Origin of the sequence: Rhodococcus sp. MEB032 (assembly GCF_030208925.1) — a bacterium.
GTDB classification, from domain to species: Bacteria; Actinomycetota; Actinomycetes; order Mycobacteriales; family Mycobacteriaceae; genus Rhodococcus_F; species Rhodococcus_F qingshengii.
In genome coordinates this window covers 57,550-81,997 of the sequence record NZ_JARVSY010000031.1, presented here as the reverse complement: position 1 = coordinate 81,997, position 24,448 = coordinate 57,550, and the positions used below count along the sequence as shown (strand labels likewise).

20 protein-coding genes are annotated in these 24,448 nt (G+C 64.0%); 13 read left to right on the top strand and 7 right to left on the bottom strand.

All coding sequences use genetic code 11. From position 1 onward, the window contains the following. Positions 1-146: 146 nt before the first annotated feature. Complete coding sequence (gene leuS, locus QRN54_RS26945) at positions 147-2,993, bottom strand: leucine--tRNA ligase (RefSeq protein ID WP_209448188.1); 2,847 nt, start codon at positions 2,991-2,993, stop codon at positions 147-149. 101 nt (positions 2,994-3,094) lie between these two features. On the opposite strand from leuS, the gene QRN54_RS26940 reads away from it, so the two are divergent. Both QRN54_RS26940 and QRN54_RS26935 read left to right on the top strand, forming a co-directional pair. Next, positions 3,095-3,589, top strand: coding sequence for an SdpI family protein (locus QRN54_RS26940; protein ID WP_003942484.1), 495 nt, complete (start codon positions 3,095-3,097; stop codon positions 3,587-3,589). 5 nt (positions 3,590-3,594) lie between these two features. Beyond that, positions 3,595-4,554: a DUF1648 domain-containing protein gene (locus QRN54_RS26935; RefSeq protein WP_285183449.1), complete on the top strand. Its 960-nt coding sequence runs from the start codon at positions 3,595-3,597 to the stop codon at positions 4,552-4,554. Here the strand turns inward: QRN54_RS26935 and QRN54_RS26930 are convergent. Continuing rightward, positions 4,523-5,218 carry a FadR/GntR family transcriptional regulator gene (locus QRN54_RS26930; protein WP_007729102.1) on the bottom strand — a complete coding sequence of 232 codons (696 nt, stop codon included), beginning with the start codon at positions 5,216-5,218 and terminating at the stop codon, positions 4,523-4,525. The genes QRN54_RS26935 and QRN54_RS26930 overlap by 32 nt on opposite strands. A gap of 162 nt (positions 5,219-5,380) precedes the next feature. Between QRN54_RS26930 and QRN54_RS26925 the strand changes: the two genes are divergently transcribed. After that, positions 5,381-6,550, top strand: a complete 1,170-nt coding sequence (locus QRN54_RS26925; RefSeq protein ID WP_285183448.1) for an MFS transporter — start codon at positions 5,381-5,383, stop codon at positions 6,548-6,550. A 4-nt stretch (positions 6,551-6,554) separates the two neighbouring features. After that, positions 6,555-7,535 (top strand): bile acid:sodium symporter family protein, encoded by a 981-nt coding sequence (locus QRN54_RS26920; RefSeq protein WP_003942582.1) that lies wholly within the window; start codon positions 6,555-6,557, stop codon positions 7,533-7,535. Here the strand turns inward: QRN54_RS26920 and QRN54_RS26915 are convergent. The 3 genes from QRN54_RS26915 to QRN54_RS26905 are packed head-to-tail and all read right to left on the bottom strand — an operon-like array spanning position 7,528 to position 9,156. Next, positions 7,528-7,746: a hypothetical protein gene (locus QRN54_RS26915; protein ID WP_042924370.1), complete on the bottom strand. Its 219-nt coding sequence runs from the start codon at positions 7,744-7,746 to the stop codon at positions 7,528-7,530. The two genes, QRN54_RS26920 and QRN54_RS26915, sit on opposite strands and share 8 nt — an antisense overlap. A 55-nt stretch (positions 7,747-7,801) precedes the next feature. Further along, the gene (locus tag QRN54_RS26910) at positions 7,802-8,407 is read right to left on the bottom strand and encodes a YqgE/AlgH family protein (protein ID WP_003942572.1); all 606 of its coding nucleotides are present in this window, start codon (positions 8,405-8,407) and stop codon (positions 7,802-7,804) included. A 53-nt stretch (positions 8,408-8,460) separates the two neighbouring features. Then, positions 8,461-9,156, bottom strand: a complete 696-nt coding sequence (locus QRN54_RS26905) for a TetR/AcrR family transcriptional regulator (protein ID WP_003942494.1) — start codon at positions 9,154-9,156, stop codon at positions 8,461-8,463. 134 nt (positions 9,157-9,290) lie between these two features. Between QRN54_RS26905 and QRN54_RS26900 the strand changes: the two genes are divergently transcribed. The 4 genes from QRN54_RS26900 to QRN54_RS26885 are packed head-to-tail and all read left to right on the top strand — an operon-like array spanning position 9,291 to position 13,862. Further along, the gene (locus QRN54_RS26900; RefSeq protein ID WP_285183447.1) at positions 9,291-10,232 is read left to right on the top strand and encodes an NAD-dependent epimerase/dehydratase family protein; all 942 of its coding nucleotides are present in this window, start codon (positions 9,291-9,293) and stop codon (positions 10,230-10,232) included. A gap of 54 nt (positions 10,233-10,286) precedes the next feature. Next, entirely contained in the window at positions 10,287-10,910 is a 624-nt protein-coding gene (locus tag QRN54_RS26895; protein WP_208690017.1) for a TetR/AcrR family transcriptional regulator, read from the top strand. Next, the gene (locus QRN54_RS26890) at positions 10,894-12,531 is read left to right on the top strand and encodes an acyl-CoA dehydrogenase family protein (protein WP_285183446.1); all 1,638 of its coding nucleotides are present in this window, start codon (positions 10,894-10,896) and stop codon (positions 12,529-12,531) included. Before QRN54_RS26895 ends, QRN54_RS26890 begins: the two co-directional genes overlap by 17 nt. Before the next feature lie 23 nt (positions 12,532-12,554). Next, the gene (locus QRN54_RS26885; protein ID WP_007729119.1) at positions 12,555-13,862 is read left to right on the top strand and encodes an MFS transporter; all 1,308 of its coding nucleotides are present in this window, start codon (positions 12,555-12,557) and stop codon (positions 13,860-13,862) included. Here the strand turns inward: QRN54_RS26885 and QRN54_RS26880 are convergent. Then, positions 13,846-15,297 (bottom strand): CCA tRNA nucleotidyltransferase, encoded by a 1,452-nt coding sequence (locus QRN54_RS26880; RefSeq protein ID WP_003942535.1) that lies wholly within the window; start codon positions 15,295-15,297, stop codon positions 13,846-13,848. The two genes, QRN54_RS26885 and QRN54_RS26880, sit on opposite strands and share 17 nt — an antisense overlap. 111 nt (positions 15,298-15,408) lie before the next feature. Between QRN54_RS26880 and QRN54_RS26875 the strand changes: the two genes are divergently transcribed. From QRN54_RS26875 to QRN54_RS26855, 5 genes are read left to right on the top strand one after another with little or no spacing between them, the layout of a single operon-like run. Next, on the top strand, positions 15,409-15,981 hold the full coding sequence (locus QRN54_RS26875) for an NUDIX hydrolase (protein ID WP_030537486.1): 573 nt from the start codon (positions 15,409-15,411) through the stop codon (positions 15,979-15,981). Next, complete coding sequence (locus QRN54_RS26870; RefSeq protein WP_047272662.1) at positions 15,978-18,332, top strand: DUF6049 family protein; 2,355 nt, start codon at positions 15,978-15,980, stop codon at positions 18,330-18,332. The genes QRN54_RS26875 and QRN54_RS26870 overlap by 4 nt, the downstream gene beginning before the upstream one ends. Next, positions 18,329-22,366, top strand: coding sequence for a lipid II flippase MurJ (locus QRN54_RS26865; RefSeq protein WP_285183444.1), 4,038 nt, complete (start codon positions 18,329-18,331; stop codon positions 22,364-22,366). Before QRN54_RS26870 ends, QRN54_RS26865 begins: the two co-directional genes overlap by 4 nt. A gap of 47 nt (positions 22,367-22,413) precedes the next feature. After that, positions 22,414-23,040 carry an RNA polymerase sigma factor SigM gene (gene sigM, locus QRN54_RS26860; protein WP_285183443.1) on the top strand — a complete coding sequence of 209 codons (627 nt, stop codon included), beginning with the start codon at positions 22,414-22,416 and terminating at the stop codon, positions 23,038-23,040. 53 nt (positions 23,041-23,093) lie between these two features. After that, on the top strand, positions 23,094-23,810 hold the full coding sequence (locus tag QRN54_RS26855; protein WP_285183442.1) for an RsmA family anti-sigma factor: 717 nt from the start codon (positions 23,094-23,096) through the stop codon (positions 23,808-23,810). Positions 23,811-23,819: 9 nt separating this feature from the next. On the opposite strand, the gene QRN54_RS26850 is transcribed toward QRN54_RS26855, so the two are convergent. Then, entirely contained in the window at positions 23,820-24,386 is a 567-nt protein-coding gene (locus tag QRN54_RS26850) for a helix-turn-helix domain-containing protein (RefSeq protein ID WP_003942539.1), read from the bottom strand. Between the last annotated feature and the right edge of the window lie 62 nt (positions 24,387-24,448).

Sequence of the window (24,448 nt, the reverse complement as noted above, 5' to 3'; positions counted from 1 at the left end):
TCTTCGAAATACCGACCACCCCGTACTTGACGATCCCGCCTTTGAGGTTCCCCCCTCGGTGTCAACGTCGGGAATCATCCCCAGAAACGACTGTGCGCCGTTTCGGTAGCGGTAACTACCAAAACGGCGCACAGGGGCCGAAGGCCCTACAGAACTATGTTCACCATCTTGCCCGGCACAACGATCACCTTGCGGGGTGCGTTGCCCTCGAGCAGAGCGACGATCTTCTCGTCGGCCAGCGCAATCTCTTCGACAGCCTTGCGATCGGCATCCGCCGGGACGCTGATGCGGCTACGAACCTTGCCGTTGACCTGGATCGGGTACTCGACGGTATCCTCGACGAGCCACTTCTCCTCGACTGCGGGGAAGGGTCCGTGCGCAAGGGATTCCGTGTGACCCAGACGCGACCACAGCTCTTCCGCGAGGTGCGGCGCCAGGGGAGCGAGCATCAGCACCAGCGGCTCGACAGCAGCACGCGGCGCACCGCCCGGGAACGCCTTGGTGAGGTGGTTGTTGTACTCGATCAGCTTCGCGGCGGCCGTGTTGTCGCGCAGCGCCGTGTAATCCTCGATGACACCGGAAATCGCCTTGTTGAGCGCACGCAGAGTCTCTTCACCAGGAGCTTCGTCGGTGACACGGGGCTTGCCGGTCTCCTCGTCGATGACGATGCGCCACACTCGCTGCAGGAATCGCGCAGCACCGACGACGTCCTTGGTTGCCCACGGACGCGAGGTGTCCAGCGGACCCATCGACATCTCGTACACACGCAGAGTGTCTGCACCGAACTCGGCGCAGATCTCGTCCGGCGCAACGGCATTCTTCAGGCTCTTGCCCATCTTGCCGTACTCGCGGTTGACCTCGGCGCCTTCGTAGAAGAACTTGCCGTCACGCTCGACGACCTCCTCTGCCGGCACGTAGACGCCGCGGGCGTCGGTGTACGCGAATGCCTGGATGTAGCCCTGGTTGTACAGGCGGCGGTACGGCTCGCTCGAGGACACGTAGCCCAGGTCGAACAGAACCTTGTGCCAGAAGCGCGAGTACAGCAGGTGCAGCACTGCGTGCTCGACGCCGCCGACGTACAGGTCGACTCCACCGGGATCGTTGGGGCCGTGCAGTTCCGGACGCGGGCCAGTCCAGTACGCCTCGTTCTGCGGGTCGCAGAAGGCGTCCTGGTTGGTGGGGTCGATGTAGCGCAGCTGGTACCACGAGCTACCTGCCCACTGCGGCATGACGTTGGTGTCGCGGTGGTAGGTCTGCAGACCGTCACCGAGATCGAGCTCGACGTTGACCCAGTCGGTCGCCTTGTTCAGCGGGGGAGAGGGCTCGGAGTTGGCGTCGTCCGGATCGAAGGACACGGGTGCGTAGTCCTCGACCTCCGGAAGCACCACGGGCAGAGCCGAATCCGGCAGAGCGTGTGCGTTGCCGTCCGCGTCGTAGACGATCGGGAAAGGCTCGCCCCAGTAACGCTGACGCGCGAAAAGCCAGTCGCGCAGCTTGTACTGGATGGTGCCCTTGCCCTGGCCGCTCTCCTCGAGGCGACTGATGACGGTCGCCTTGGCCTCGGCAACGTCCAGCCCGTCGAGGTAGTCGGAGTTCACCAGCGGGCCGTCACCGGAGTACGCAGCCTCCGAAACATTGCCACCGGCAATAACTTCGAGAATATCCAGACCGAACGCGTTCGCGAACTCCCAGTCACGGTGATCGTGTCCCGGAACTGCCATGATCGCACCGGTGCCGTAACCCGTCAGAACGTAGTCGGCGATGAAGATCGGAACCTTGTGTCCGTTGACCGGATTGACGGCGTAGGAACCGAGGAAGACGCCCGTCTTCTCCTTGTTTTCCTGGCGCTCCAGGTCGGTCTTGGCGGCAATCGACTTACGGTATGCAGCAACAGCTTCCGCCGGAGTCGTGGCACCGCCAGTCCAGCGCGCGTCGACACCTTCGGGCCACTCGTCCGCGACGAGCTTGTCCACCAAGTCGTGCTCAGGAGCCAGCGTCACGTAGGTGGCGCCGAACAGCGTGTCCGGACGGGTAGTGAACACATCGACGCCGTACTCGCCTGCAGCAAAGGTAACTTCGGCACCGTACGAGCGTCCGATCCAGTTGCGCTGCATGGCCTTGACCTTGTCCGGCCAATCCAGGTACTCGAGGTCGTCGACCAGGCGATCGGAGTACGCGGTGATGCGCATCATCCACTGCTGGAGATGCTTACGGAAGACTGGGAAGTTTCCGCGGTCACTACGACCGTCGGCGGTGACTTCCTCGTTGGCCAGGACGGTACCCAAACCGGGGCACCAGTTGACCATCGAATCCGACTGGTAGACAAGGCGGTACGAGTCCAGAACCTTGGCCTTCGCGGCCACGTCCAACGAAGCCCACTCGCGTCCGTCTTCCAGAGCGCGCTCACCGGAATCGAACTCGGCTTCCAACTCGGAGATACGACGCGCCTTGCCGGCTTCCTTGTCGTACCAGGCGCCATGGATCTGCAGGAAGATCCACTGCGTCCAGTGGTAGAAGTCGACATCCGTCGTCGCGAGACTACGACGCTCGTCGTGGCCCAGACCCAGGCGTCGCAGCTGGCGCTTCATGTTGGCGATGTTGGACTCGGTGGTGGTCCGTGGGTGGGTACCCGTCTGCACGGCGTACTGCTCGGCCGGGAGACCGAAGGCGTCGTAACCGAGGGTGTGCAGGACATTGCGGCCCTGCATGCGATGGAAGCGCGCGAAGACGTCCGTAGCGATGTATCCGAGCGGGTGACCGACATGCAGGCCCGAACCCGAGGGGTACGGGAACATGTCCTGCACGAAGAGCTTGTCGGCGGGAACACCGTCGGGCGAGGAGAGCGGACCGACCGGATTGGGCGCGTTGAACGTGCCTTCCTCACTCCAGCGGTCCTGCCAGTGCTGCTCGATCTGGCCGGCGAGCTCCGCGGTGTAGCGGTGCTGCGGAGTTGCGTCGGCTGGTGAATCGGGGGACTGCGGAGACTCGGTCACTGTGGTCGCTATCTACTTGGCTGACGGAAATACCGATAACCAGGGTAGAGCCTGCACGACCCGGGCATACCATCAACTCCACTCGCGCCTATCCTGTATGGGTGATCGTTGTCGCTGTGGTGCTATTCGTGCTCGCTGTCGCCGTCGGTGGAGTTGCTGTCGCCGGACTGATCGGCAAACTCCCGCGCAACCGCTGGGCCGGTGTCCGCACCGAGGATTCCCTGCGGAGCGAGGAGTCGTTCGCCCTCGCCAACAAGGTGGCCGGTCCGACCATGCTCGCGGCCGCTGGAATGTTGGTCATCGGCGGAGTCGCAGCACTGACCATCGGCGGAGTCTTCGGCATTGCCGTCGCGATCATCGCCGTCGTCGTCGCCGTCCTCACTGCCGGTTTCGGTGGAGGCATCGGCACCCGCGCAGCCGCCGCGCTCCCGCAGCAGAGCGGATGCGGTAACGACTGCAACTGCGGCGGCCACTCCGAGCCTGCCGCCGACGAGCCGGTGGCGGAGACCCCCGAGGCCAAGGCGAACGCTGCCGCTTGCGGCACCGCTTCCTGCGGTGCCTGCGCGCTCAAGGATGCTTGCCAGCCGGCTCATTGATTCACGTGAAACATCGCGTGGTCGACCCGGCCGGGGTCGTATTCGGGCTAGTCGTTCCGCTGTTGTGTGCGGTCTTCGGCTTCGTCCTGACAAAAATTTGGGAGCCCCGCCTCCCGGAACAGATCGCGATTCACTGGACCACCACCTCGCCGGACGGATTCTCCACCCCGTCGGCCAACGCCTGGACCATTGCACTTCTGACGCTGCTCTTCGGTGGCGGCCTGAGTGCGATTGCTGCTCTTGCTCCCGCGATGCTGATGATGCGCCGATTCATGTTAGTTGTCGGGCTGAGCGTGGTCGGGCTCATCACGACAGTGAACTTCGCTTTGCTCTACACCCAACTCGATGTCACCGATCCATCCACGACGTCACTCCCGCTGTGGTCTATCGGTGTCGGCTTTGTCATCGGCGGGGTGCTGGGGTGGATCGGCGCCTCGTTCCTGCGTGACTACCGCGTCCGCACTCTTGCCACGATCGAACCCTCGGCCGGGTTGCCGCGAAGCCGCTGCGCTCTCCCCATCTCCGACGACGTCGGATTCAGCGCCAAGGGGTCGGTGATCCTCGCTGCGATCACTCTGTCGCCCGGAGTCGTCATGGCGTTGGCGACGCGGTCACTCTGGCCGTTGTTCATCTTCGGGGCACTCGGCCTGCTTGTCGTCAGCTTGGTTCGCTTCCGGGTGATCGTCGACGAACGGGAGATCCGGGTGATCAACATGGGGATGGCTGCGATGACCTACGACATAGACGAAGTTGTCGGAGCTGACATCGCGGAGATCAAACCGTTCGCGGACTTCGGCGGCTGGGGACTCAAGACCAAGGGTCGTCGCAACTACGGCGTCGTCACCCGCACCGGACCAGCGGTGGTCATCACGTTCGCTTGTGGCGACCGACTCACGATCACGACACCCGAAGCCGAAGACATCGCCGGGTCACTCAATCGATTGGCCGACGCCCGGACTCGCTAACCGCCGAGCCTGAACCGATCGCTTCCTGAGTCTTCTCGAGATACCCACACGCCGCAGCCCTGGCTTTGGTGACATCGCGTTCGGCGATGGCTTCGGCAACTCCCTGATGATGCGAAGACGTCAGCGACGGCGGATGCACCCCTTCGGTCACCTCGTAGGTGGCTCGAACTGTTTCGAGGATTCCGGCAAACAGATCTTTCAGCACGGGATTGTGGGCGGCATCGACAACGGCAATGTGAAACGCGAGATCGACGTCGACGAAGTTCTCCGCTGGGACATCACGCTTGGCGGCCAGTTCACGAAGTATCCGAACGTCGTCGTCGCTGCGACGCTCACACGCCAACCGGACCGCTTCCATCTCGAGCGCACGACGCACTTCGAAGACGTATTTCATCTCGTCGACGGACGCGTGTTTGCCGAGCAGTCCGCCGATGTCGGTCCGAGCGCGCACGAAGGTCCCTGATCCGCGACGGATCTCGAGAACTCCCGTCGAGGTCAATGTCTTGATCGCTTCGCGCACGGTGTTCCGGCCGACGCCGAGAACACTCATCAGCTCCGGCTCGGTCGGAACACGATTGCCCACTGTCCAGACGCCGTCGGAGATCTGCGTGCGCATCCAGTCGAGGGATTGCTCGTACGCGGACTCTTTGCGAACAACGGTCATCAGCTCATCCTCACAGCATTAGCGGCGATCATTCCACTCACCTACGATACGTAGGACGACCCATGTATTTTCGCACTCTGTCTTCAGGAGGGGCTTCCCACGTCCGCCACAGCTGTCGCCACCGAAGAACGCACACGCCGCACCAATCGACACTTCTACGGCGTGGGCTACGTCCTCACCGTGATCCTCTTGGGCGCGAACATGCCCACCTCCGTCTACGGGCTGTACCGGACCGAGTTCGGATTCACGCCCACCATCCAGACGCTGATCTACGGCGTCTACGTCGCCGGCCTCGTTCCGGCATTGCTGTTCTTCGGACCGCTGTCCGACGCCCTCGGCCGACGCACCGTGCTCCTTACTGCACTCGCTCTGAGCGTCGTCGGCACGCTCGTTCTGGCATTTGCCGACGCGACGGTGTGGTTGTTCGTCGGCCGGATTGCCCAGGGAATCGCGGTGGGCGCGGCCAGTGCGGCGGGCAGCGCCGCATTGGTGGAGCAGGAACCGAAGTTCGATCACCGACGAGCAGCGCTCGTATCGACGGTGACGGGCGCGTTGGGCGGTGCGCTCGGACCACTCGTGTCCGGTGCAATCGCCCAGTACCTTCCGCAACCGCTGCGGTTGCCGTATCTGATCTTCCTCGTCGCGTTCATCCCGGCACTGATCGTGTTGCTGCTACTGCCGCGGATCGGGGACATCACACGCCCGAAGCGGTTCTTCCAGATGCCGCATGTTCCCGCCACCATCCGAGAGACTTTCTGGCTCAGCTCGCTCGCCGTCGCGCTGTCGTGGGGCGCGGTCGGGCTCTTCCAGTCGGTGGTCCCGTCGTGGATGACCAGCCTGCTGAACATCGACAACCTTCTGCTCGGCGGCGGGGCAGCTGCACTGGTGATGATCTGCTCGGTGGTCGCGCAACTCGGCGGAAGCCGCATGGACCCGCGCACGTCCGTCACCGCCGGCCTGGGAATCCTCGCTCTGGGAATGATCGGCCTCCTCGTGGTCGACCTCGTCCCGAGCCTGGCACTGCTTGGCGTCATCACCGTCGTGGTCGGCGCCGGGCACGGTCTGGCGTTTGCCGGCGGCATGAAGCGCGTCAACGCCGCCGCCCGGACCCACGCCCGCGAGAGCCACGGCGGAGTTCTGGCCGCGTTCTTCACCGTCAGCTACGCGGGACTGGCGATCCCGTCGATCATCGCGGGTATCGCCATCACCCTCCAGGGAATGCAGACGGCCATCATCGAGCTGTCGATCATCGGGACGCTGCTGTGCCTGGCGGTGATGGGCTTCAACCTTCGTGGGGCTCGAGAGCCCGCCGAAGCTCGCCGTTATCCTTAGCCAGGTGAAGTTTCTCAGTAGGTTCTACATCGACGGGTTCATCCTCGGCATCATCATCGCCGGCGTGCTCGGAAGTGTGTTCCCGGTATCGGGTACCGCGGAGAGCATTCTGAACTGGGCCACCAAGATCGCCATCGGCTTCTTGTTCCTGCTCTACGGCGCACGGCTCTCGCCGCAGGAAGCCTGGAAGGGCGTCAAGCACTGGCGACTGCACACCGTCGTCCTCGCCGCGACGTTCGTGCTGTTCCCACTGATCGGCCTAGCACTGCGATTCCTGTCACCGACGCTGATCAGCGACGAGCTCTACACCGGCATCCTCTACATGTGCCTGGTTCCGTCGACGGTTCAGTCTTCGATCGCGTTCACCTCGATCGCCAAGGGGAACGTCGCGGGCGCGATCGTCAGTGCGTCGTTCTCCAACCTGATCGGCGTCTTCGTCACACCGCTGCTGGTGGTTCTGCTGATGAACACCACCGGCCAGGCGACGGTCGACTTCTCGTCGATCCTCGACATCGTCGTGCAGTTGCTGATCCCGTTCATCGTCGGTCAGCTGATCCGACCGCTGGTGATCGGATGGCTGCAGAAGTACGCCGAACCCACCAAGTACGTCGATCGCGGATCGATCCTCCTCGTTGTCTTCGCCGCCTTCAGCGAAAGCATGAAAGAGGGGATCTGGAGCACCATCACGATCTGGCAGATCGTGATCCTCACAATCGTGTGCTGCCTGATTCTCGCGCTGGTTCTCGGCGTGACCACTCTCGCGGGGCGCAAGCTCGGGTTCGATCTTCCCGATCAGATCGTCATCATCTTCTGCGGGTCGAAGAAGTCCTTGGCAACGGGCCTACCGATGGCGGCTGTACTGTTCGCGGGCCAGCCCGTCGGCCTGATCGTGTTGCCGCTGATGATCTTCCATCAGATCCAACTGATCGTCTGTGCTGCGATGGCGCAACGCTTCGCGAATCGGGATCCGGTCAGCGTCAGCTAGCGAGCAACTCGCCTCGGGTCGCGTCGACGCAGCCGCAACCGCCCTGCAGTTCAGCACAATCGATGGACAGCGCATGGCGGACCGATGCCAGGTCGAGGCAGTTCGCGCCGGTGCATTCGAGTGACCCGTCGGCATGCCGTAGCAAAGAATCGTGGCAGTGATCGACATCCGAAACACAATCCGCGCACTGGATCTGACGCTCAGCGATCATTGCTGCCACCTCTCTCGAAAACGATGACACAGGAATATCATCGACCTCCGACAAGTCAGTTTCGTTCCACCTCGATGGGGTGGCTGGCCAGCATCGCCACGGGTAGCGGCTGGCGTCGTAGCACCCGTGCCCAGACATCGACTCGGGGCGGCGTCAGCACATCCGACGGCAGCGAGCTGATCACCATCCAGTCTTCACGCTCGAGCTCCGAATCCAGCTGGCCCAGAGTCCAACCCGAGTACCCGGCAAAAATGCGGATTCCTTCGACCAGAGGAGCAATGACCTCCGGGTCCGAGTCCAGATCCACCATGACTACCTTGCCGTCCACCCGCCGCAGGCCGGCGACGCCGTCGATCCGCGCACCGTTGCGAGCGATGCCCAGGCAAAGCGCCGAGTCACGCTTGACTGGTCCACCGATGTACAGGGCCGAAGGATGCGCGGTCAGCGGTGACCACTGCGGCAACACGTTCTGCACGGCCGTCTCACTCGGCCGATTGACGACGACGCCCAGGCTCCCGGCGTCGTTGTGCTCGATCATGTAGATGACGGTGCGGCGAAATGCGGGTTCCGTGAGATCGGTCGACGACACCAACAAACTGCCCGGACGAACCTCCGGTTCTATCCAGGCCATTCGATCCTCGGGTTCTTCTGCGTGCGCCACAAGGACATCATCTCACCGACAACTGCGCGCGGAGGAACGAGACACAAGCGTGTTCAGGTCAGACCCGCCACATCGGCAAGTAGTGCCAAATGCCGCTCGAAAATCTCGCTCGCGTCGGTGAACGTATCGCTTCCGTACTGCCCGAACACCTCGAAGTTCACCGAACCGAACAGCGATACCCAGACGAGAGTTGCGCGCACCGCGGCATCCGGCGGCAGGTCGGTACCCAGTTCATTCCGCACTCCCTCGAGGTCCGCTGCCAACGTGTCACTCAGGCCCGGACCCTCTCGCACCGTCAGTGAACCCGCGCGATGGGCGGCGTCGATGATCCCGATCAGCCGGGTCACGACGAGGGTGCCGGGGCCGGTGGTCTGCTCGCCCGGAGCGTCGTAGCCGGGGACGGGGCTGCCGAACAACAGACCGTAGCGGGCCGGCTCCCGGATCGCCCAGCTGCGAACGGCGCGCCCGAGAGCAATGAACTGTCCGCGAAAATCCTCTGCTGCAACGGCATTCACGGCGGCGTCCACTTCCGCGCCCAGTTCCGTGTACCCGTCGACCACCAGCAAGGTCAGCAGTTCGTCCCGACTGGCGACATAGCGGTATACCGCTGAGGACACGACTCCCAGGTCACGCGCGACGGCCCGCAGGGACAAGGCTGCAGCGCCGACGGCAGCGAGATGCTCGCGTCCGATACGGGTGATGTCCTGCAGCGTCTGTTCGCGCGCCCGTTCGCGGGGAGTTCCAACCATGGGTCCATCTTGCCCCATTCCCGAGAGCAGTATCAACAAAAGAGAGCACTGCTCTTGACAGCGCTCGGGTGCAGGTGCATTCTTGAAAACGAGAGCAGTGCTCTCAGTTCACTCGAAACAAGAAGGAGCACACCATGTCGAACCTCGAAATCGTCACCGGAGCAGGACCCGTCGGATCCGCCGTCGCGCTACAGCTCGCCGAGCAGGGAATCAACGTCCGCATCCTGACCAGGTCCGGCAGCGGGCCCGAGCACCCGCTGATCGACCGCCGACGCGTCGACGTCTCGGATTCCGAGGCCCTTCGCTCGGTCAGCGAGGGCGCCACGGCCATCTACCACTGCATCCACGCTGCTTACAACGCAGCCGATTGGGAGCGGGAACTCCCGGCGGCCGAGGAGGTTGTGCTCGACGCGGCCGCATCCATCGGTGCCGTCGTGGTCTTCCCCGAAAGCCTCTACGCCTACAACTCCGACACCCTGATGACCGAATCCGATCCACGCAACGCCACCGGTGGCAAGCGCGGCGTGCGCACCGCGCTGCTGCGCGCTCGCGAGGCCTCTGCAACACCCACCGTCAGCGTCGTGGCCTCGGACTTCTTCGGCCCCCGCGTCCGCACCGCCCACGCCGGTGAGCGCATGGTTCCGAAGGTCATGGCAGGTAAGAAGATTCGTGTCATCGGTTCCGCAGATCAGCCGCACTCCTTCACCTACATCCCCGATCTCGCAGCAGCGATGATCGCGGCGGCACACAACCCCGAGCTTTGGAACTCCGTCCTCCACGCACCCACCGGCACCGCGCTCACTCAGCGCAAGATCGCCGAGGCCTTCGCCCGCGCCGCCGGGGCATCCCCCGCCAAGGTGGGTGTACTGCCCGCATGGGTGCTCGACGCCGTCGGCAAGATCAACACCGACAGCCGCGAACTCGCTGAGATGAACTACCAGTTCACCAAGCCGTTCGTCATGGACTCGAGTGCCAGCGAAGTGCTGCTCGGACTCTCGCCGACGCCGCTCGATCAGGCCGCCGAAGCGACCGTCGCGTGGTGGCGCGAGGAACAGGCTCGCACCGCTGCTGCCTGAACCTGCAGGTGGGGGCTCTTGACGCAAGAACGGAACGGGTGTTCACTTCTTCACATGGCCTATCGCCGCACTCCGGCAGTACAGGAAAGATTGGACGCACAACGCGCCCGGCTGCTCGAGGCCGCCACGACGGCAGTGGCAACCCACGGCTATGCGGGATGTTCCATCGCCGCGGTGGCCAAGAACGCCGGCGTCGGCACCGGGACGCTGTATCGACATTTCGACGGCAAGGGCGAATTGTTCGCCGAAGTGTTCCAATCAGTCTGCAGCCGTGAGGTATCCGCAGCTCGGGACGCCGGAGACAATGCCCGAAGTCTGGAAGGCAACCACCGCTCCGCGGTATCAGCGTCGGTTCGGACCTTCGCCGAACGCGCCATGCGTGCACCGGTTCTCGCCTATGCCCTGCTGGTGGAACCGGTAGATCCTCTCGTCGACGAACAGCGGTTGATGTTTCGCGAATCGTTCCGCGATTGCCTGGCCACCGCAATTCGCTCAGCAGTCGAATCCGGTGAGATACCGCCACAGGACGCCACTCTGACGGCAGCGTGCATCGTCGGGGCAATCGGCGAGGCCCTGATCCTTCCACTGCGCGGCGGCACCACCGATCCCGCTGCGATCGACGCCATTCTCGCCTTCACCCTTCGATCGTTAGGGAGCTTCGATGCCACCCACGCATGAAGTCACCAATCAGGTTCCGCCCCTGATCGATTACGACGCAGCCGAATACGCGCCGCTTCTCGAGGCACTGCAACGTGAAGGAGCTTCGGACGCACTCGAGGAGGTTCATCAGGTTGGAATCCGCGCCGGAAGCGCGCAGGCCCAGGAGTGGGGCGATCTGGCCGAGGAGCACCCACCTGTCCTGAGAACCCACGACCGCTACGGCATCCGCATCGACGAGGTCCGTTACGACCCCGCCTATCACCAACTCATGAGCACCGCAGTGGAATTGGGACTGCACGGCGCTCCGTGGGTTGACCCGAATCCACACGCACACCTCGTCCGCGCCGCGAAGATGGCCGTGTGGGGTCAAACCGACGCCGGCCACGGCTGTCCCATCTCCATGACGTACGCCGTGATCCCCGCGCTGCGGCACAACGCGGATCTGGCCGCGCAGTACGAACCCCTCCTGACCACGCGGCACTACGATTCGGCGCTGAAAGCTCCCCTCACCAAACCCGGATTGATCGCCGGTATGTCGATGACGGAAAAACAGGGCGGTTCGGATGTTCGTGCCGGAACCACAAGGGCAGTGCCACAATCCGACGGCAGCTACCTGCTGACGGGCCACAAGTGGTTCACCTCCGCGCCGATGTCGGACGTGTTCCTCGTCCTCGCCCAGGCACCGGGTGGTCTGTCGTGCTTCTTCCTGCCTCGGGTCCTGCCGGACGGCTCGCTCAACAACATGTACCTGCAACGCTTGAAGGACAAGTTGGGCAATCATTCCAACGCGAGTAGTGAGGTCGAGTACCTCGACGCTCTCGCGTGGATGGTCGGCGAAGAAGGCCGGGGCGTGCGCACCATCATCGAGATGGTCAACATGACCCGGTTGGACTGCACGATCGGCACGGCCACCGGCATGCGCGTCGGCACCATGCAGGCAGTTCACCACGCGAATCATCGAAGTGCTTTCGGCGCCAACCTGATCGACCAACCCTTGATGCGAAACGTTCTGGCAGATCTGGCGGTGGAATCGGAAGCGTCGACCACCGTCGCGATGTGGCTGGCCGCTCTGACCGACCGCGCAACCGCAGGCGATGCCCACGCCAGCGCACTACGACGCATTTCGTTGGCCGTGAGTAAGTACTTCGTCTGCAAGCGCGGACCGATCCACGCTGCCGAGGCACTCGAGTGTCTGGGCGGAAACGGATACGTGGAGGAATCCCGGATGCCGCGCCTCTATCGCGAGGCTCCGCTGCTTTCGGTGTGGGAGGGTTCCGGCAACGTCGCGGCGCTCGACACACTGCGGGCGATGGCCAAGCAACCCGAAACACTGCAGGTGTTCTTCGACGAGCTGAAACGAGCCAGTGGAGTGGACGGCCACTTCGATCAGGCCGTGCGGGATCTCCAGGTGGCATTCGGCGATTTCGACGACATCGAATACCGGGCACGAAAGATCGTCGGCGACATGGCGCTCGCTCTGCAGGCCTCGCCGTTGCTCCGCTACGGGCACCCCGCGGTGGCCGACGCGTTCTGCGCGAGTCGGCTCGGAAACAGCTGGGGGAGTGTGTTCGGAACGCTGCCGAGGGGCGTCGACGTCGCGCCGATCCTCGAGCGGGCCACCGTCAAGATCGGCGCCTGACCCACCCACTACAGTTTCCGCTTATGAACCGAGCCTCGAACCGCCGCGAGGCCTGGCAGCGCGTACTGCACACCCTGCGTGAATCACCCGGCCTCGGAAGGCTGGCGCTCGTCCGCTTTTCCAGCCAGTTCGGCGACGGAATGTTCCAGGCCGCGCTCGGCGGCGCAATCCTCTTCAACCCGGAACGCGAAACCGATCCGGTGGCGATAGCGGCCGGCTTTGCCGTACTGCTCCTTCCTTATTCGGTGATCGGCCCCTTTGCCGGCGCTCTGCTGGATCGTTGGGACCGCCGCCTGGTGCTCCTGTGGGCGAGCGTGCTCCGCGGGCTCTTCATCCTGACCACTGCGGTGCTGCTGGTCGCCGGCGGCGGTGACACTCTGTTGTTGACCTGTGCGCTTGCTGCAATCGGAGTCAGTCGCTTCGTCGGGGCAGGCGTATCCGCAGCCCTGCCGAAGGTCGTCCGACAATCGTGGCTGGTGGCAACCAATTCCGTTCTCACAACGGCTGGTTCGGTGGTAGCCGCTCTTGGTGCTTCGGCAGCGGTGGCGATCATCGGCATGATCGGCGCGGGGGATCGAGCGTCAGGCGCCGCCGTGGCCATCGCAGCACTGGGATCGGTGATCGCGGCCCTCGCCGCGGCCAGGTTCACGGCCCGCTCACTTGGTCCGGTCGCCGACGAAGTGGTCCGCGCCAGTGCCGTCCGTTCGGTGACGGCCGGACTGCGCACCGGGGCAACCGCTGTCTGGGAGGCGCCCGGCGTCACCACGGCGATGATCGGAATCGGAGCGCACCGCATCTGCTTCGGCATCAACACCCTCATCATGGTGCTGGTCCTACGCGACACCTCGAACGGCTCCCAATTACCCGGAGGGATGGCCGGATTCGGTGTCGCCGTCGGCGCCACGGCAATCGGAATGCTGATCGCGGCATTGATCACACCGTTCCTCATCCCGCGGATCGGTCGCTCACGGACGATCACCTACGCCCTGGTGTGCGCGGTTCTCGTCCAGCTCGTCTTCGTGACCACGCTGACTCAGGGGTCGCTGCTGATTGCCGCTTTCCTGCTCGGCATCGCCGGCCAGTCCGTGAAACTCAGCGGCGACGCGGCCATGCAGATCGACATCGACGACGACCGTCGTGGTCAGGTATTCGCCCTGCAGGACACCGTGTTCAACGTCGCGTTCATCGGTGCGATCGCGGCAGCGTCGACGGTGATCGCACCCGACGGCAAGAGCGTCGGCCTGGCCGTTGCCGGTGCGGGTGTCTATGCCGCCGGATTGTCAGCGGTGCTGATCAACCGCAAGAAACGAGAAACTAGCCCTGCTGGGTAGCCCACCACTTCAGCAGTTCGGCCTCGGCCTCGTCACGCTCGAGCGGGCCGCGATCCAGACGTAATTCCTTGAGGAACGTCCATGCCTTGCCCACCTGCGGGCCGGCCGGGATGTTCAGCAGCTCCATGATGGCGTTGCCGTCGAGGTCCGGACGCACCCGAGCAAGGTCTTCCTGCTCGGCGATGCGCGCGATCCGCTCTTCGATGTCGTCGTACGTGGCCTGCAGCTGCGCGGCGCGACGCTTGTTGCGTGTGGTGCAGTCGGCCCGCACGAGCTTGTGCAAGCGGGGGAGCAGCTCGCCCGCGTCGGTGACGTACCGCCGCACTGCCGAGTCGGTCCACTGTCCCTTGCCGTAGCCGTGAAAACGCAAGTGCAGGAACACGAGCTGTGAGACGTCGTCGACCATCTGCTTCGAGAACTTCAGTGCCCGCATGCGCTTGCGCACCAGCTTGGCGCCGACCACCTCGTGGTGGTGGAAGCTGACCCCACCGCCAGGCTCGTTACGCTTGGTATCCGGCTTTCCGATGTCGTGAAGCAGTGCTGCCCAACGCAATACAAGGTCCGGATCGCCTTCTTCGAGATCGATCGCCTGCTGGAGCACCGTGAGGGAGTGCTGGTAGACGTCCTTGTGCTGGTGATGCTCGTCGATCTCGAGCTTCATCTGCGGAACCTCGGGCAGCACGTATGCAGCCAGTCCGGAGTCGACCATCATGTTGATGCCGTCCACCGGGTACATGCCGAGCATCAGTTTGTTCAGCTCGACCTGCACACGCTCGGCGGTGATCCGCTCGATCTGCGACGCCATCTCCTTGATGGCCTCGAAAACGCGATTGTTCAACGTGAAACCAAGCTGCGAGACGAACCGGGCTGCGCGCAGCATCCGCAGCGGATCGTCGTTGAACGAGTTTTCCGGCGCCGACGGCGTATCTAGCTCTCCGGCCAACAGGGCATCCATGCCGTTCAGCGGATCGACAAACGTGTAGGAACCGTCCGCGCCGATCTTCATCGCCATCGCGTTGACGGTGAAATCGCGGCGCACCAGATCGTCGGCCAACGTCGTGCCGTACTCGACTATCGGATTACGAGAGACGCGATCGTAAGCGTCGGCCCGGAAGGTCGTGATCTCGATCTCCTGGCCGTGCTTGATGGCGCTGATGGTCCCGAACTCGATGCCCGTGTCCCACTGCTTGTCCACCCAGCCCTTGAGCAGAGCCTGAACCTTCTCCGGCCTGGCGTCCGTCGTGAAGTCCAGATCGCCACTGAAGCGGCCGAGGATCGCGTCGCGAACACTGCCACCCACCAGGAACAGCTCATGACCGGCCGCAGCAAAACGCTCACCGAGCGGGTTCAACACGTCGGACAACGTGCCGAGCGTTGCAGTGGCGTCGGCAAGCAGTCGTAGGCGGCGATCAGCGTCGGAGGTAGGGACAGTCACGTGAAAGGAGCTTACTTAAGGTGCGCAAATAGCAGAACGCGCATACGAACGCGATAGACCGCTTTGCGCGGGTTACCGGGCAACGCTGCAACGCCAACTAGTATCGATGAGGTGTCTGGTGCCGAACGAACAAACAGGAGTCGCCGCAACCCGCGGCGTCGACCTGCCGTCGGCAACCCCGATAAACCTTTGATGCGAACCGTCCGTGAAACTTCTGCGGGCGGCTTGGTCGTCGACGGCTGGGGAGGACCCCCGGAACGCCTCTGCGCTGCACTGATCGGCCGAACCGACCGCCGCGGACGCCTGCTCTGGTCGCTACCGAAGGGCCATATCGAACAAGGTGAGACCGCTGAGCAGACCGCGATGCGTGAGGTCGAAGAAGAAACCGGTATCCAGGGAACCGTCCTGGCACCGCTGGGCAGCATCGACTACTGGTTCGTGACCGAAGGTCGACGCGTCCACAAGACCGTGCACCACTACCTCCTCCGCTTTCTCGGCGGTGAACTCTCCGACGAGGACATCGAGGTCACCGAAGTCGCCTGGGTGCCGCTGACGGAATTGCACTCGCGCCTCGCATACGCCGACGAGCGCAAACTCGCAGAACTCGCGTCCCAGATGATCGCCGAGATGCCGCGAACGGAAATACGGCAAGAACAGCGCCCGAAGGAACCGGACGCCGGATGAGAATGGCACTGCGGCGGGCCGGTGTGGCCGCTCTGGTGATGGCCGCTGTCGGTTTCGGGCCTGCAACGACGGCCGTCGCATGGGCAGCGCCGTCCAGCCAGCCCAGTGAGCGCGCCCCGGCGCGAAACACCAACGATGCCAAATTTCTGCAGCTGACCATCGACTCCACCGCACCGACCACGGTGACGACCACCAGCGACCGCAACGTCGTGGTCAAGGGCACGGTGAAGAACGTCGGTGACCGTCCCGTCGAGGACGTCGGGGTGAGGTTGCAACGTGCTCCCGCGATCGACTCCAGTTCGGACGTGCGCGCCGCACTCGACTTCGACCAGGCCGTTTTCGACACGGTCGGCGAATTCGACACCGTTGCCACCACCCTCGACACCGGCCAGTCCAAGCAGTTCACGCTCACCTTGCCGCTGCGGAGCACTACCGGGTTGTCTCTCGACATCACCGAACCGGGCGTCTACCCGATGCTCGTCAACGTGAACGGCACCCCGGAGTACGGCGGTGCCGCCCGACTCGACGACGCACGCTTCCTGCTCCCCGTCCTCGGTGTGCCGGCCGCAGCCGAATCGAACGCCACAGCCGGAACCCCCAGTTCGTCCGCCACGGCGGTCGTTCCCCCCGACACGTCCGCCCCGATCGGCGTCACGCTCATGTGGCCGCTGGCCGACGCGCCACGACTCGTCGGCGGAATCCCCGGCGCGGTCAACGAGCCCGTACGCCTGATCGACGACGAACTTGCCACCGAACTTTCCGACGGCGGCCGTCTGGACGCGTTGGTCGATGCGGTGGAGAACGCCACCAAGCCCGAGAGCGATTCCGATCGCCGCGTCACGGATGCGCTCTGCCTGGCAATCGACCCCGACCTTCTGATCACCGTCGAGAACATGACTCGCGGATACCTCGTGGCCGACAACTCGTCCGACCCCACCGGGCCGTCGCACGAAGGCCGCGGTAGCGACGCCGCCAACCAGTGGCTCGGCCGGGTGAAGACCCTCGCGTCCTCGATGTGCACGACGGCGGTTCCGTTCGCCCAGGCCGATCTCGCCGCGGTCACCTCGGTGGCCAATCCGGAGTTGACGGCTACCGCGCTCACACGGCCGGCGGACATCGTCGACAACATCCTCGGCGTGACCTCACTGCGAGATTTCGTCTGGCCGGATTCGGGTGTCCTCGACTCGGCCACCGCAGAGGTGCTGAGCGTGAATCCCACCACAGCGATGGTGGCTGACACTTCCGTCGACTCGGCAGCTCCGCAGCTGTCGTCGCGGATAACCGGCTCACTCGACGCGCTTGCCTTCGACACCTCGGCGGCAGCGGCGCTGGCCGCCACCGGCTCGGAGCCGCAGGTCCCGTCGTACATCCCCGACGACACCGCGCCGACCATCGACATCGAATCGCGCAGCGCCCGACGTCAGGACGCGCTGGGGGCGATGGCCTGGGCCGCGCTGACGCCGACGTCGCTGCCGCGCAATCAGATCTTCGCGCCGCCGCAACTGTGGACCGCCGACAGCAACGACGCCACGGCGGTGCTCTCGATGCTCGCGACCCTCATCCGGTCCGGGCTCGCCTCACCTCAGGCCCTGCCGGCACTGCTCGGCAGGCAACCGGGCGCGACGGACGCCGCCACTCTCGACTACCCGGACCGGGCTACCCAGGACGGTCCGCAAACGTCCGTCGTCGAGACCGCAACCACCCAACTTCCGCGTATCGACGGGCTCGAAGCTTCGCTCGTGGACGATCCGGCGGCTTCGCTCACCCCCCGGGGATTCACGGCGCCGCTCCGCGAAGATCTACTCCGTTCGATGACCTTGGCCGATCGCCGCAACGTCGACTCCGCGTCGGTCAATCGGGCGGAGCGGGCCGCGACCATCCGCGCCGACAACGTCACCGAAGCCGTCGACGGGATGTACCGGGCCGTCAGTGTGGTGTCGCCGGGCGGCGTCTACACCCTTGCGTCGGGGCAGAGTCCGCTCCTGCTGGTGGCGCGCAACGAACTGCCCATCGCCATCAACGTCGACCTGCGTGTGGAAGCCCCACCCGAGATGCAGATCAGTGACATCGGTCCCAAACAGCTGCCGCCGCGAGGTAGCCGACAGTTGACTGTGCCCGCGGAAATGAACGATTCTCGCAAGCTGGAAGTCAACTTCTCGCTGACCACGACAGATGGCCGCCAATTGGGTACGCCGACCAGCGTGACCGTACGGTCGAATGCGTACGGTCGTCCCCTGGCCGCCGTGACGGCGACAGCGGGAGGGTTGCTGCTGTTCCTGGCAGGGCGACGGCTGTGGCATCGATTCAAGGGTCAGCCGGACCCAGCAGATGAAGGGTACGAACGCTCATGACCGGGAATCCACCCGAGGAGGGTCGCCGCTCGGCGATCACCCGCAAGAGTGCCACGACCCGCTCGCATCCTCGGATGCCACCGTGGGAGCGCGGTTACCCGATCCAGCCGGTCAACCCGGACGCACGTTTCGACGACGCACCCACCATGACCATCCCGGTGATCCGCGACTACCCCCGGTACCGCGAAGCCGAGATGGAATTCGCCGACCGGCAGACAACCACGTCGGACGAGTTCGACACCGACGCCCATGTCCAGGTCGGGGAACGCAAGGAGACGAACTCTCGACTCCTCGCGGCAACGGGTTCCATCGCGATCGCGACGCTGACGAGCCGTATCACGGGATTCGCCAAGCAGTTGATGATCCTGATGGTCCTCGGCCCCGCCATCGCCAGCTCGTTCACCGTCGCCAGCCAGATTCCGAACATGATCGCGGAACTGGTTCTGGGCGCCGTGCTGACCGCCATCGTCGTCCCCGTGCTGGTTCGCGCCGAGCGGGAGGACGCCGATCACGGCGAAGCGTTTGTCCGACGCCTCTTCACGGCGTCGCTCGTTCTACTCGGCATGGCCGCGCTGCTCGCGACCCTGGCAGCACCCGTACTCACCAAATACGTCTTCCTGTCCGAAGACGGCAAAGTCAGCACCGACCTGACCACGGCGCTGTCGTATCTGCTTCTGCCGGCAATCCTGTTCTACGGGCTGTCGGCGCTGTTCACAGCGTTTCTGAACACCAGACAGATCTTCAAGCCCGGAGCCTGGGCTCCCGTACTCAACAATGTCGTCGTCCTCGTGGTGCTCGTGGTCTATCGCCTGACTCCGGGTGAGATCTCGCTTGATCCGGTCTCGATGGGCGATGCAAAGCTGCTCACCCTCGGCATCGGCATCACCATCGGCGTCATCGTGCAGGCAGCCAGCCTGATCCCCGCGCTTCGCCGCGAGAAGATCTCGCTCAAGCCGCTGTGGGGTCTCGACGACCGCCTGCGCCAGTTCGGCGGCATGGCCGTCGCCATCGTCTTGTACGTCCTGATCAGCCAGATGGGCATGATCTTCGCGACCAAGATCTCCTCCCACGCCGACGAAGCCGGCCCTGCCATCTACAGCCAGGCCTGGTTGCTCCTGCAGCTCCCGTACGGCGTGCTCGGAGTGACGGTTCTGACGGCGATCATGCCGCGCCTGAGCCGCAACGCTGCTGCCGACGACACCCCGGCCGTCGTGGACGATCTGTCGGTCGCAACGCGTCTGACCATGATCACGCTGGTTCCGATCATCATGTTCCTGACCTTCATGGGCCCGCAGGTCGGTGAAGCGCTCTACGGTTACGGCCGCTTCGGACCCGAACAGGCCGAACGACTCGGCACCGCTGTGAGCTGGTCGGCATTCACGTTGATTCCGTACGCACTGGTCCTGATCCAACTTCGAGTGTTCTACGCCCGCGAACAGGCCTGGACGCCGACGTGGATCGTTCTCGGCATCACTGCAGTGAAAATCACTTTCTCGGCGCTCGCTCCGGTCTTCGCATCCAACAGCGATCAGGTCGTGATCCTGCTCGGTGCGGCCAACGGTCTCGGATACATCACCGGCGCCGTCATCGGCGGGTACCTCCTGCACCGCAGCCTCGGAAACCTGCAGATGGCCAACGTGGGCAAGACAGTCTGGTCCGTCGTACTCGCCTCGCTGGCCGGTTCGCTGACCATGCTCGCGGTCGACCGCGTCCTCGGATTCGATCAACTCACCGAGCGTTTCGGCGGACCTGGCTCGATGGTTCGCGTCGCCGTCGGCGGCATCCTGATGCTCGCGATCACCTTCACGATTCTCTACTTCAAGAAGGTTCCGGAAGTCCTGTCGGTAACGGTTGCGGTCTCCCGCAAGATTCGTTCACTGACAGGTCGCGCCGAACCGGACACACGTAACAACACCGACGACGACGTCACCGAGCTGATTCCTGCAATCAGAACGGAATCAAACGAGCAAGAACGACCGGGTGCGCTCCCGTACCCTGGTCGTGGGCGTACAGGATCGCAACCCGCGCGTATTCGGGGACGGGCTATCGATGGAGAAGGAGCGAGGGTGAGCGACGACAACGTTTCCGGCAACAAGAGTGCCGGGACTTCTGCCGTGAAAGCGTCCGAACAGAAGTCAACGGCATCGTCGGGCACACCTGCATCCACGAGTTCCTCCGCATCTTCCGGCCAGAAGCCACAGCAGGGTCAGAAGCCACAGCAGGGTCAGAAACCACAGCAGCCCGCACAGCGACCGCAGCAGGGCCAAAGCCCGCAGGGTCAGAAGCCGCAGCCGCCGGTGCAGAAGGCCGCTCCGCCGGTACCTCCGGTCAGTGTGTCCAAGACACCTTCGGCGCCCGTGTCGAAGACACCTTCAGCACCTGTCTCGAAGACACCCGCGCCGAAGACGCCTGCTCCGGACAAGAAGGCACCCGAATCTCAGAAGACGGCTGCCGCTCAGACACCGCCCACTGCACCTCGCACACCTGCCGCCGGATCCGCATCACGACCGGCCCAGCGACCGATGCCCCGTGGACCGAAGCTCATCCCGGGCGCATCTGTCGCCGGCGGACGCTACCGTCTGCTCGCGCCGCACGGCGGAACCCGCGGACTGCAGTTCTGGGAAGCTCTCGACGTCAAGCTCGACCGTGAAGTAGCCCTGACGTTCGTCGACGCCGATCAGCGCGGTGACGACGACAGCCAGTCCGGACCGCAGGCAGTTCTCTCACGCACTCTGCGCCTGGGACGAATCAACTCGCCCGGTCTGGCTCGCGTCCTCGACGTCGTCCGCGGAAGCTCGGGCGGCATCGTCGTCGCCGAATGGACTCCCGGCCGTTCGCTGCGTGAGATGGCCGAGACGACGCCGTCACCGATCGGTGCAGCCCGCGCCATCCGTGCCCTGGCGGCGGCTGCCGAAGCTGCTCACCGCACCGGCGGTGCGCTGTCCATCGATCACCCGGACCGCGTTCGCATCAGCATCAACGGTGACGCCGTACTGGCGTTCCCGGCGACGCTTGCCGACGCCGATTCCACCAGCGACGTCCGCGGTCTCGGCGCCATGCTGTACTCGCTCATCACGGCGCGCTGGCCGCTGGCCGAACCGTCCGCCGGTCCCGTCGGTGGTTTGCTTCCCGCCGGCCGCGGCGCCGACGGGAACATCGTCGAGCCTCGGGTCGTCCGTCCGGAGGTTCCGTTCGACATCTCGGCCGTTGCGGTTCGAGCGTTGCAGTCGGAGAGTGGAATCCGCACTGCTGCCACCGTGCAGCACATCCTCGATCAGGCGTCCGTCGTCAACGACAAGACGGAAATGATTCCGGCACTTCGTCTCGGCCACCGCGAACAGGGTGCGTCGGGTCATGCACTGAACGACCCCGAAGCCATCGAGGCCGAGAAGAAGAAGTCGACGCGGATGCTCGCGGCACTGACGGCGCTCGGTGTCTTCACCGTGATCGTCCTGATTCTCCTTGTGGTGTGGGTAGCGAGCTTCCTCTCGGGTGGCAGTAACGACACCCCGCTCAGCGAGCAGAGTTTCGGATTGACCACCGAAGCCACTGCGCCCGAGAACAATTCACCGGCGCCCGCACCGGCGGCAGCAACCGTTCCGGTAGCTTCCTCGGCCGTAACGGTGTTCTCACCCCAGGGAACGCCGGATCAGCCGGCAACAGCGAAGAACGCCATCGACGGCAATCCGGCCACTGCGTGGTCGTCGGACTCGTACTTCCAGCCGTTCCCGTCGCTGAAGAACGGTGTCGGCCTGATGGTGACGCTTGCCGATGCCGCCAACCTGAAGAATGTTGCGATCACGTCTGATTCGCCGGGAACCGTCGTTGAAATCCGTTCTGCCCCTTCTGCGAATACTTCGCTGGATCAGACCAAAGAAATCGGATCGGGTGTCCTGAAGAACGGTGTGACCGACATTCCAGTCACTTCGGACGGCTCGGGTCAGTATGTCCTGGTTTGGATTACGCAGCTCAGCACCGAATCCGGACAAAACCAGACATCCATCTCGGAGATTGCATTCACTGCGGCAAAGTGATCGCCCTTGGCCCTTCTGAAACCTACCGACTGGGCTAATATCCGCCCGTGCACAGTTATCGGGGGGGCACCGGGGGCGGAGCCGGAAATTTCGAATCCAGAAGTCTCGAGAACAAGAATCTCGAGGCGACGGATTTCGAATTGTTGACCGCTCATGTCGCGGGCGATCGGCATGCGTTCCGTGAACTACTGCTCCGGCATCAGGATCATCTGTGGCACGTTGCCCGGCGTACGAGCTACTCGGACGAGGATGCGGCAGATGCTCTCCAGGAGGGTCTGCTGTCCGCGCATCGCAAGGCGGCGAAGTTCCGCGGCGACGCGGCGGTGCGTAGTTGGCTCCACACCATCGTGGTCAATGCCTGCCTCGACCGGATCCGACGCAACAAATCACGGAAGGCGTTCTCTCTGTCTTCGGAGAACGCGGAGGAACCCCGCGATCACCGCGACTATGCGGCGACAGTGGACATGAGCCTGACCGTCGAACAGGCACTGGCATCGCTGCCGCCTGAGCAGCGTGCTGCCGTCGTCGCCGTCGATGTCGAGGGGTATCCGGTAGCCGAGGCCGCCGAGAGGTTGGGAGTGCCCGTAGGGACCGTGAAGAGTCGCTGCGCCCGCGCGCGCAAGCGTCTTGCCGCCCAGTTGGAGGACTTTCGCGAAGGCGGGAACCATTCGTGAACCGGCCGCGTCCTATCTTGTAAGGGTCCGCATCGACTGCCGAGGGAGGGTTCATGACAGATCCGTCTGTTCGCGTTCCGTCGCCTCCGTTTTCAGAAGACCTACTCGCAGATCTTCACGCCGGGGTTCTCGATTCCGAAACCAGTGCGGCTCTGTGGCCGGTGGTACGCGCAGATCCTGACGCCCATGCATTTGTCACCGCCCTTGACGGCGTCACGGCATCACTCGCGACACTGAACTCGAGCAAGGCCACTCACGAACGGATTCCGAATTCGCTTGCCGAGCGAATCAATTCGGCACTGGATCGACAGTCAGAACAGCTGGAGCCGCCAGCTGAGGCAGCTGTCGTGCCGTTCCGGCGGCGCCCACAAGCGCGGGTTCTCGGTGCCGCAGCAGCCGTGTTGGCGGCCTTCGTGATCGTTGTTATCGGAACCCGAGATTCCGAACCCGCCGAAAGTGTTGTCGCTCAACCGAGCACACCGGCGACGTCTGCTGTCGACGATCCGGATTCGGCGTCTCTGCTCTCACTCGTCGGATCCAAAAACCTTGGACCACTGGATGATCCATCCAAACTTGCCGGATGCCTACGCGCCAACGGCATCGACGAGGGCCGGCCTTTGCTCGGTTCCGGCGAGATTCGCATCGACGGGGCGCCGGCGATAGTCCTACTCTTCACGGGATCGCAGCCGCGTCAGATCACTGCACTGACTGTCGGCATCAACTGCAGCGACGGGAATCCGAATACGTTGTCGGTCAAGAACATCGGCTGACGTCGACGGTCAGCGCGGCGATGCCGCCGGGAGTAATAGCTCGAGGATTCTTTCGCGTAGCGCATCTGTATCGTCCTCGACCGCTATCAGACTCGAAAACATCGCTGCCCCGGCCGCCAGAACCAGCACGGCCTTGGCATCGAGCAGTGCCGATTCAGGATCTTCGGCGTTCTGAAGGAACAGTTGCGTACTCGGTCCACTGAACCCGCGCCACAATTCGTTGCGCAGGTCGTCGTGGTCGCGCAGGGCCGCCAGCAATCCTGGCGACGCGGCGCGAACCTCGGGACGGGAGAAGAGCTGAGCACTTCCCTCCACCACCCAACGGATCCAGCCGTCGCGATCGGTGCCCTCGAACGGTGTCAGGTCCGGTGTCGCCCCCAGGATCGACCCGAGAACAAGATGTGCCTTCGACGGCCATCGCCGCGACATCGAGGCTCGGCTGACCCCTGCCCGTGCCGCGATCGCCCGGAGACTGAGTTGATCCCAACCGACCTCGAGGAGCATCGCTCGGGTGACCTCGAGGACTGTGTCGTCGATGCGTGGGTCTCGTGGGCGACCTGATCCTGTGGCATTCATCGTGTCGAATTGTCGGACAGATTGGGAGTAGGCGCTATATCGTCGTAGTTACGAGTCCACTG

Excerpts from the sequence above, each read along its gene's own strand:
- QRN54_RS26930 (WP_007729102.1), bottom strand. The coding sequence starts at position 5,218 with ATGACCGTTGTTCGCAAAGAGTCCGCGTACGAGCAATCCCTCGACTGG.
- QRN54_RS26915 (WP_042924370.1), bottom strand. The coding sequence starts at position 7,746 with ATGATCGCTGAGCGTCAGATCCAGTGCGCGGATTGTGTTTCGGATGTC.
- QRN54_RS26905 (WP_003942494.1), bottom strand. The coding sequence starts at position 9,156 with ATGGTTGGAACTCCCCGCGAACGGGCGCGCGAACAGACGCTGCAGGAC.
- QRN54_RS26900 (WP_285183447.1), top strand. The coding sequence starts at position 9,291 with ATGTCGAACCTCGAAATCGTCACCGGAGCAGGACCCGTCGGATCCGCC.
- QRN54_RS26895 (WP_208690017.1), top strand. The coding sequence starts at position 10,287 with ATGGCCTATCGCCGCACTCCGGCAGTACAGGAAAGATTGGACGCACAA.
- QRN54_RS26890 (WP_285183446.1), top strand. The coding sequence starts at position 10,894 with ATGCCACCCACGCATGAAGTCACCAATCAGGTTCCGCCCCTGATCGAT.
- QRN54_RS26885 (WP_007729119.1), top strand. The coding sequence starts at position 12,555 with ATGAACCGAGCCTCGAACCGCCGCGAGGCCTGGCAGCGCGTACTGCAC.
- QRN54_RS26870 (WP_047272662.1), top strand. The coding sequence starts at position 15,978 with ATGAGAATGGCACTGCGGCGGGCCGGTGTGGCCGCTCTGGTGATGGCC.
- QRN54_RS26865 (WP_285183444.1), top strand. The coding sequence starts at position 18,329 with ATGACCGGGAATCCACCCGAGGAGGGTCGCCGCTCGGCGATCACCCGC.
- QRN54_RS26855 (WP_285183442.1), top strand. The coding sequence starts at position 23,094 with ATGACAGATCCGTCTGTTCGCGTTCCGTCGCCTCCGTTTTCAGAAGAC.
- QRN54_RS26850 (WP_003942539.1), bottom strand. The coding sequence starts at position 24,386 with ATGAATGCCACAGGATCAGGTCGCCCACGAGACCCACGCATCGACGAC.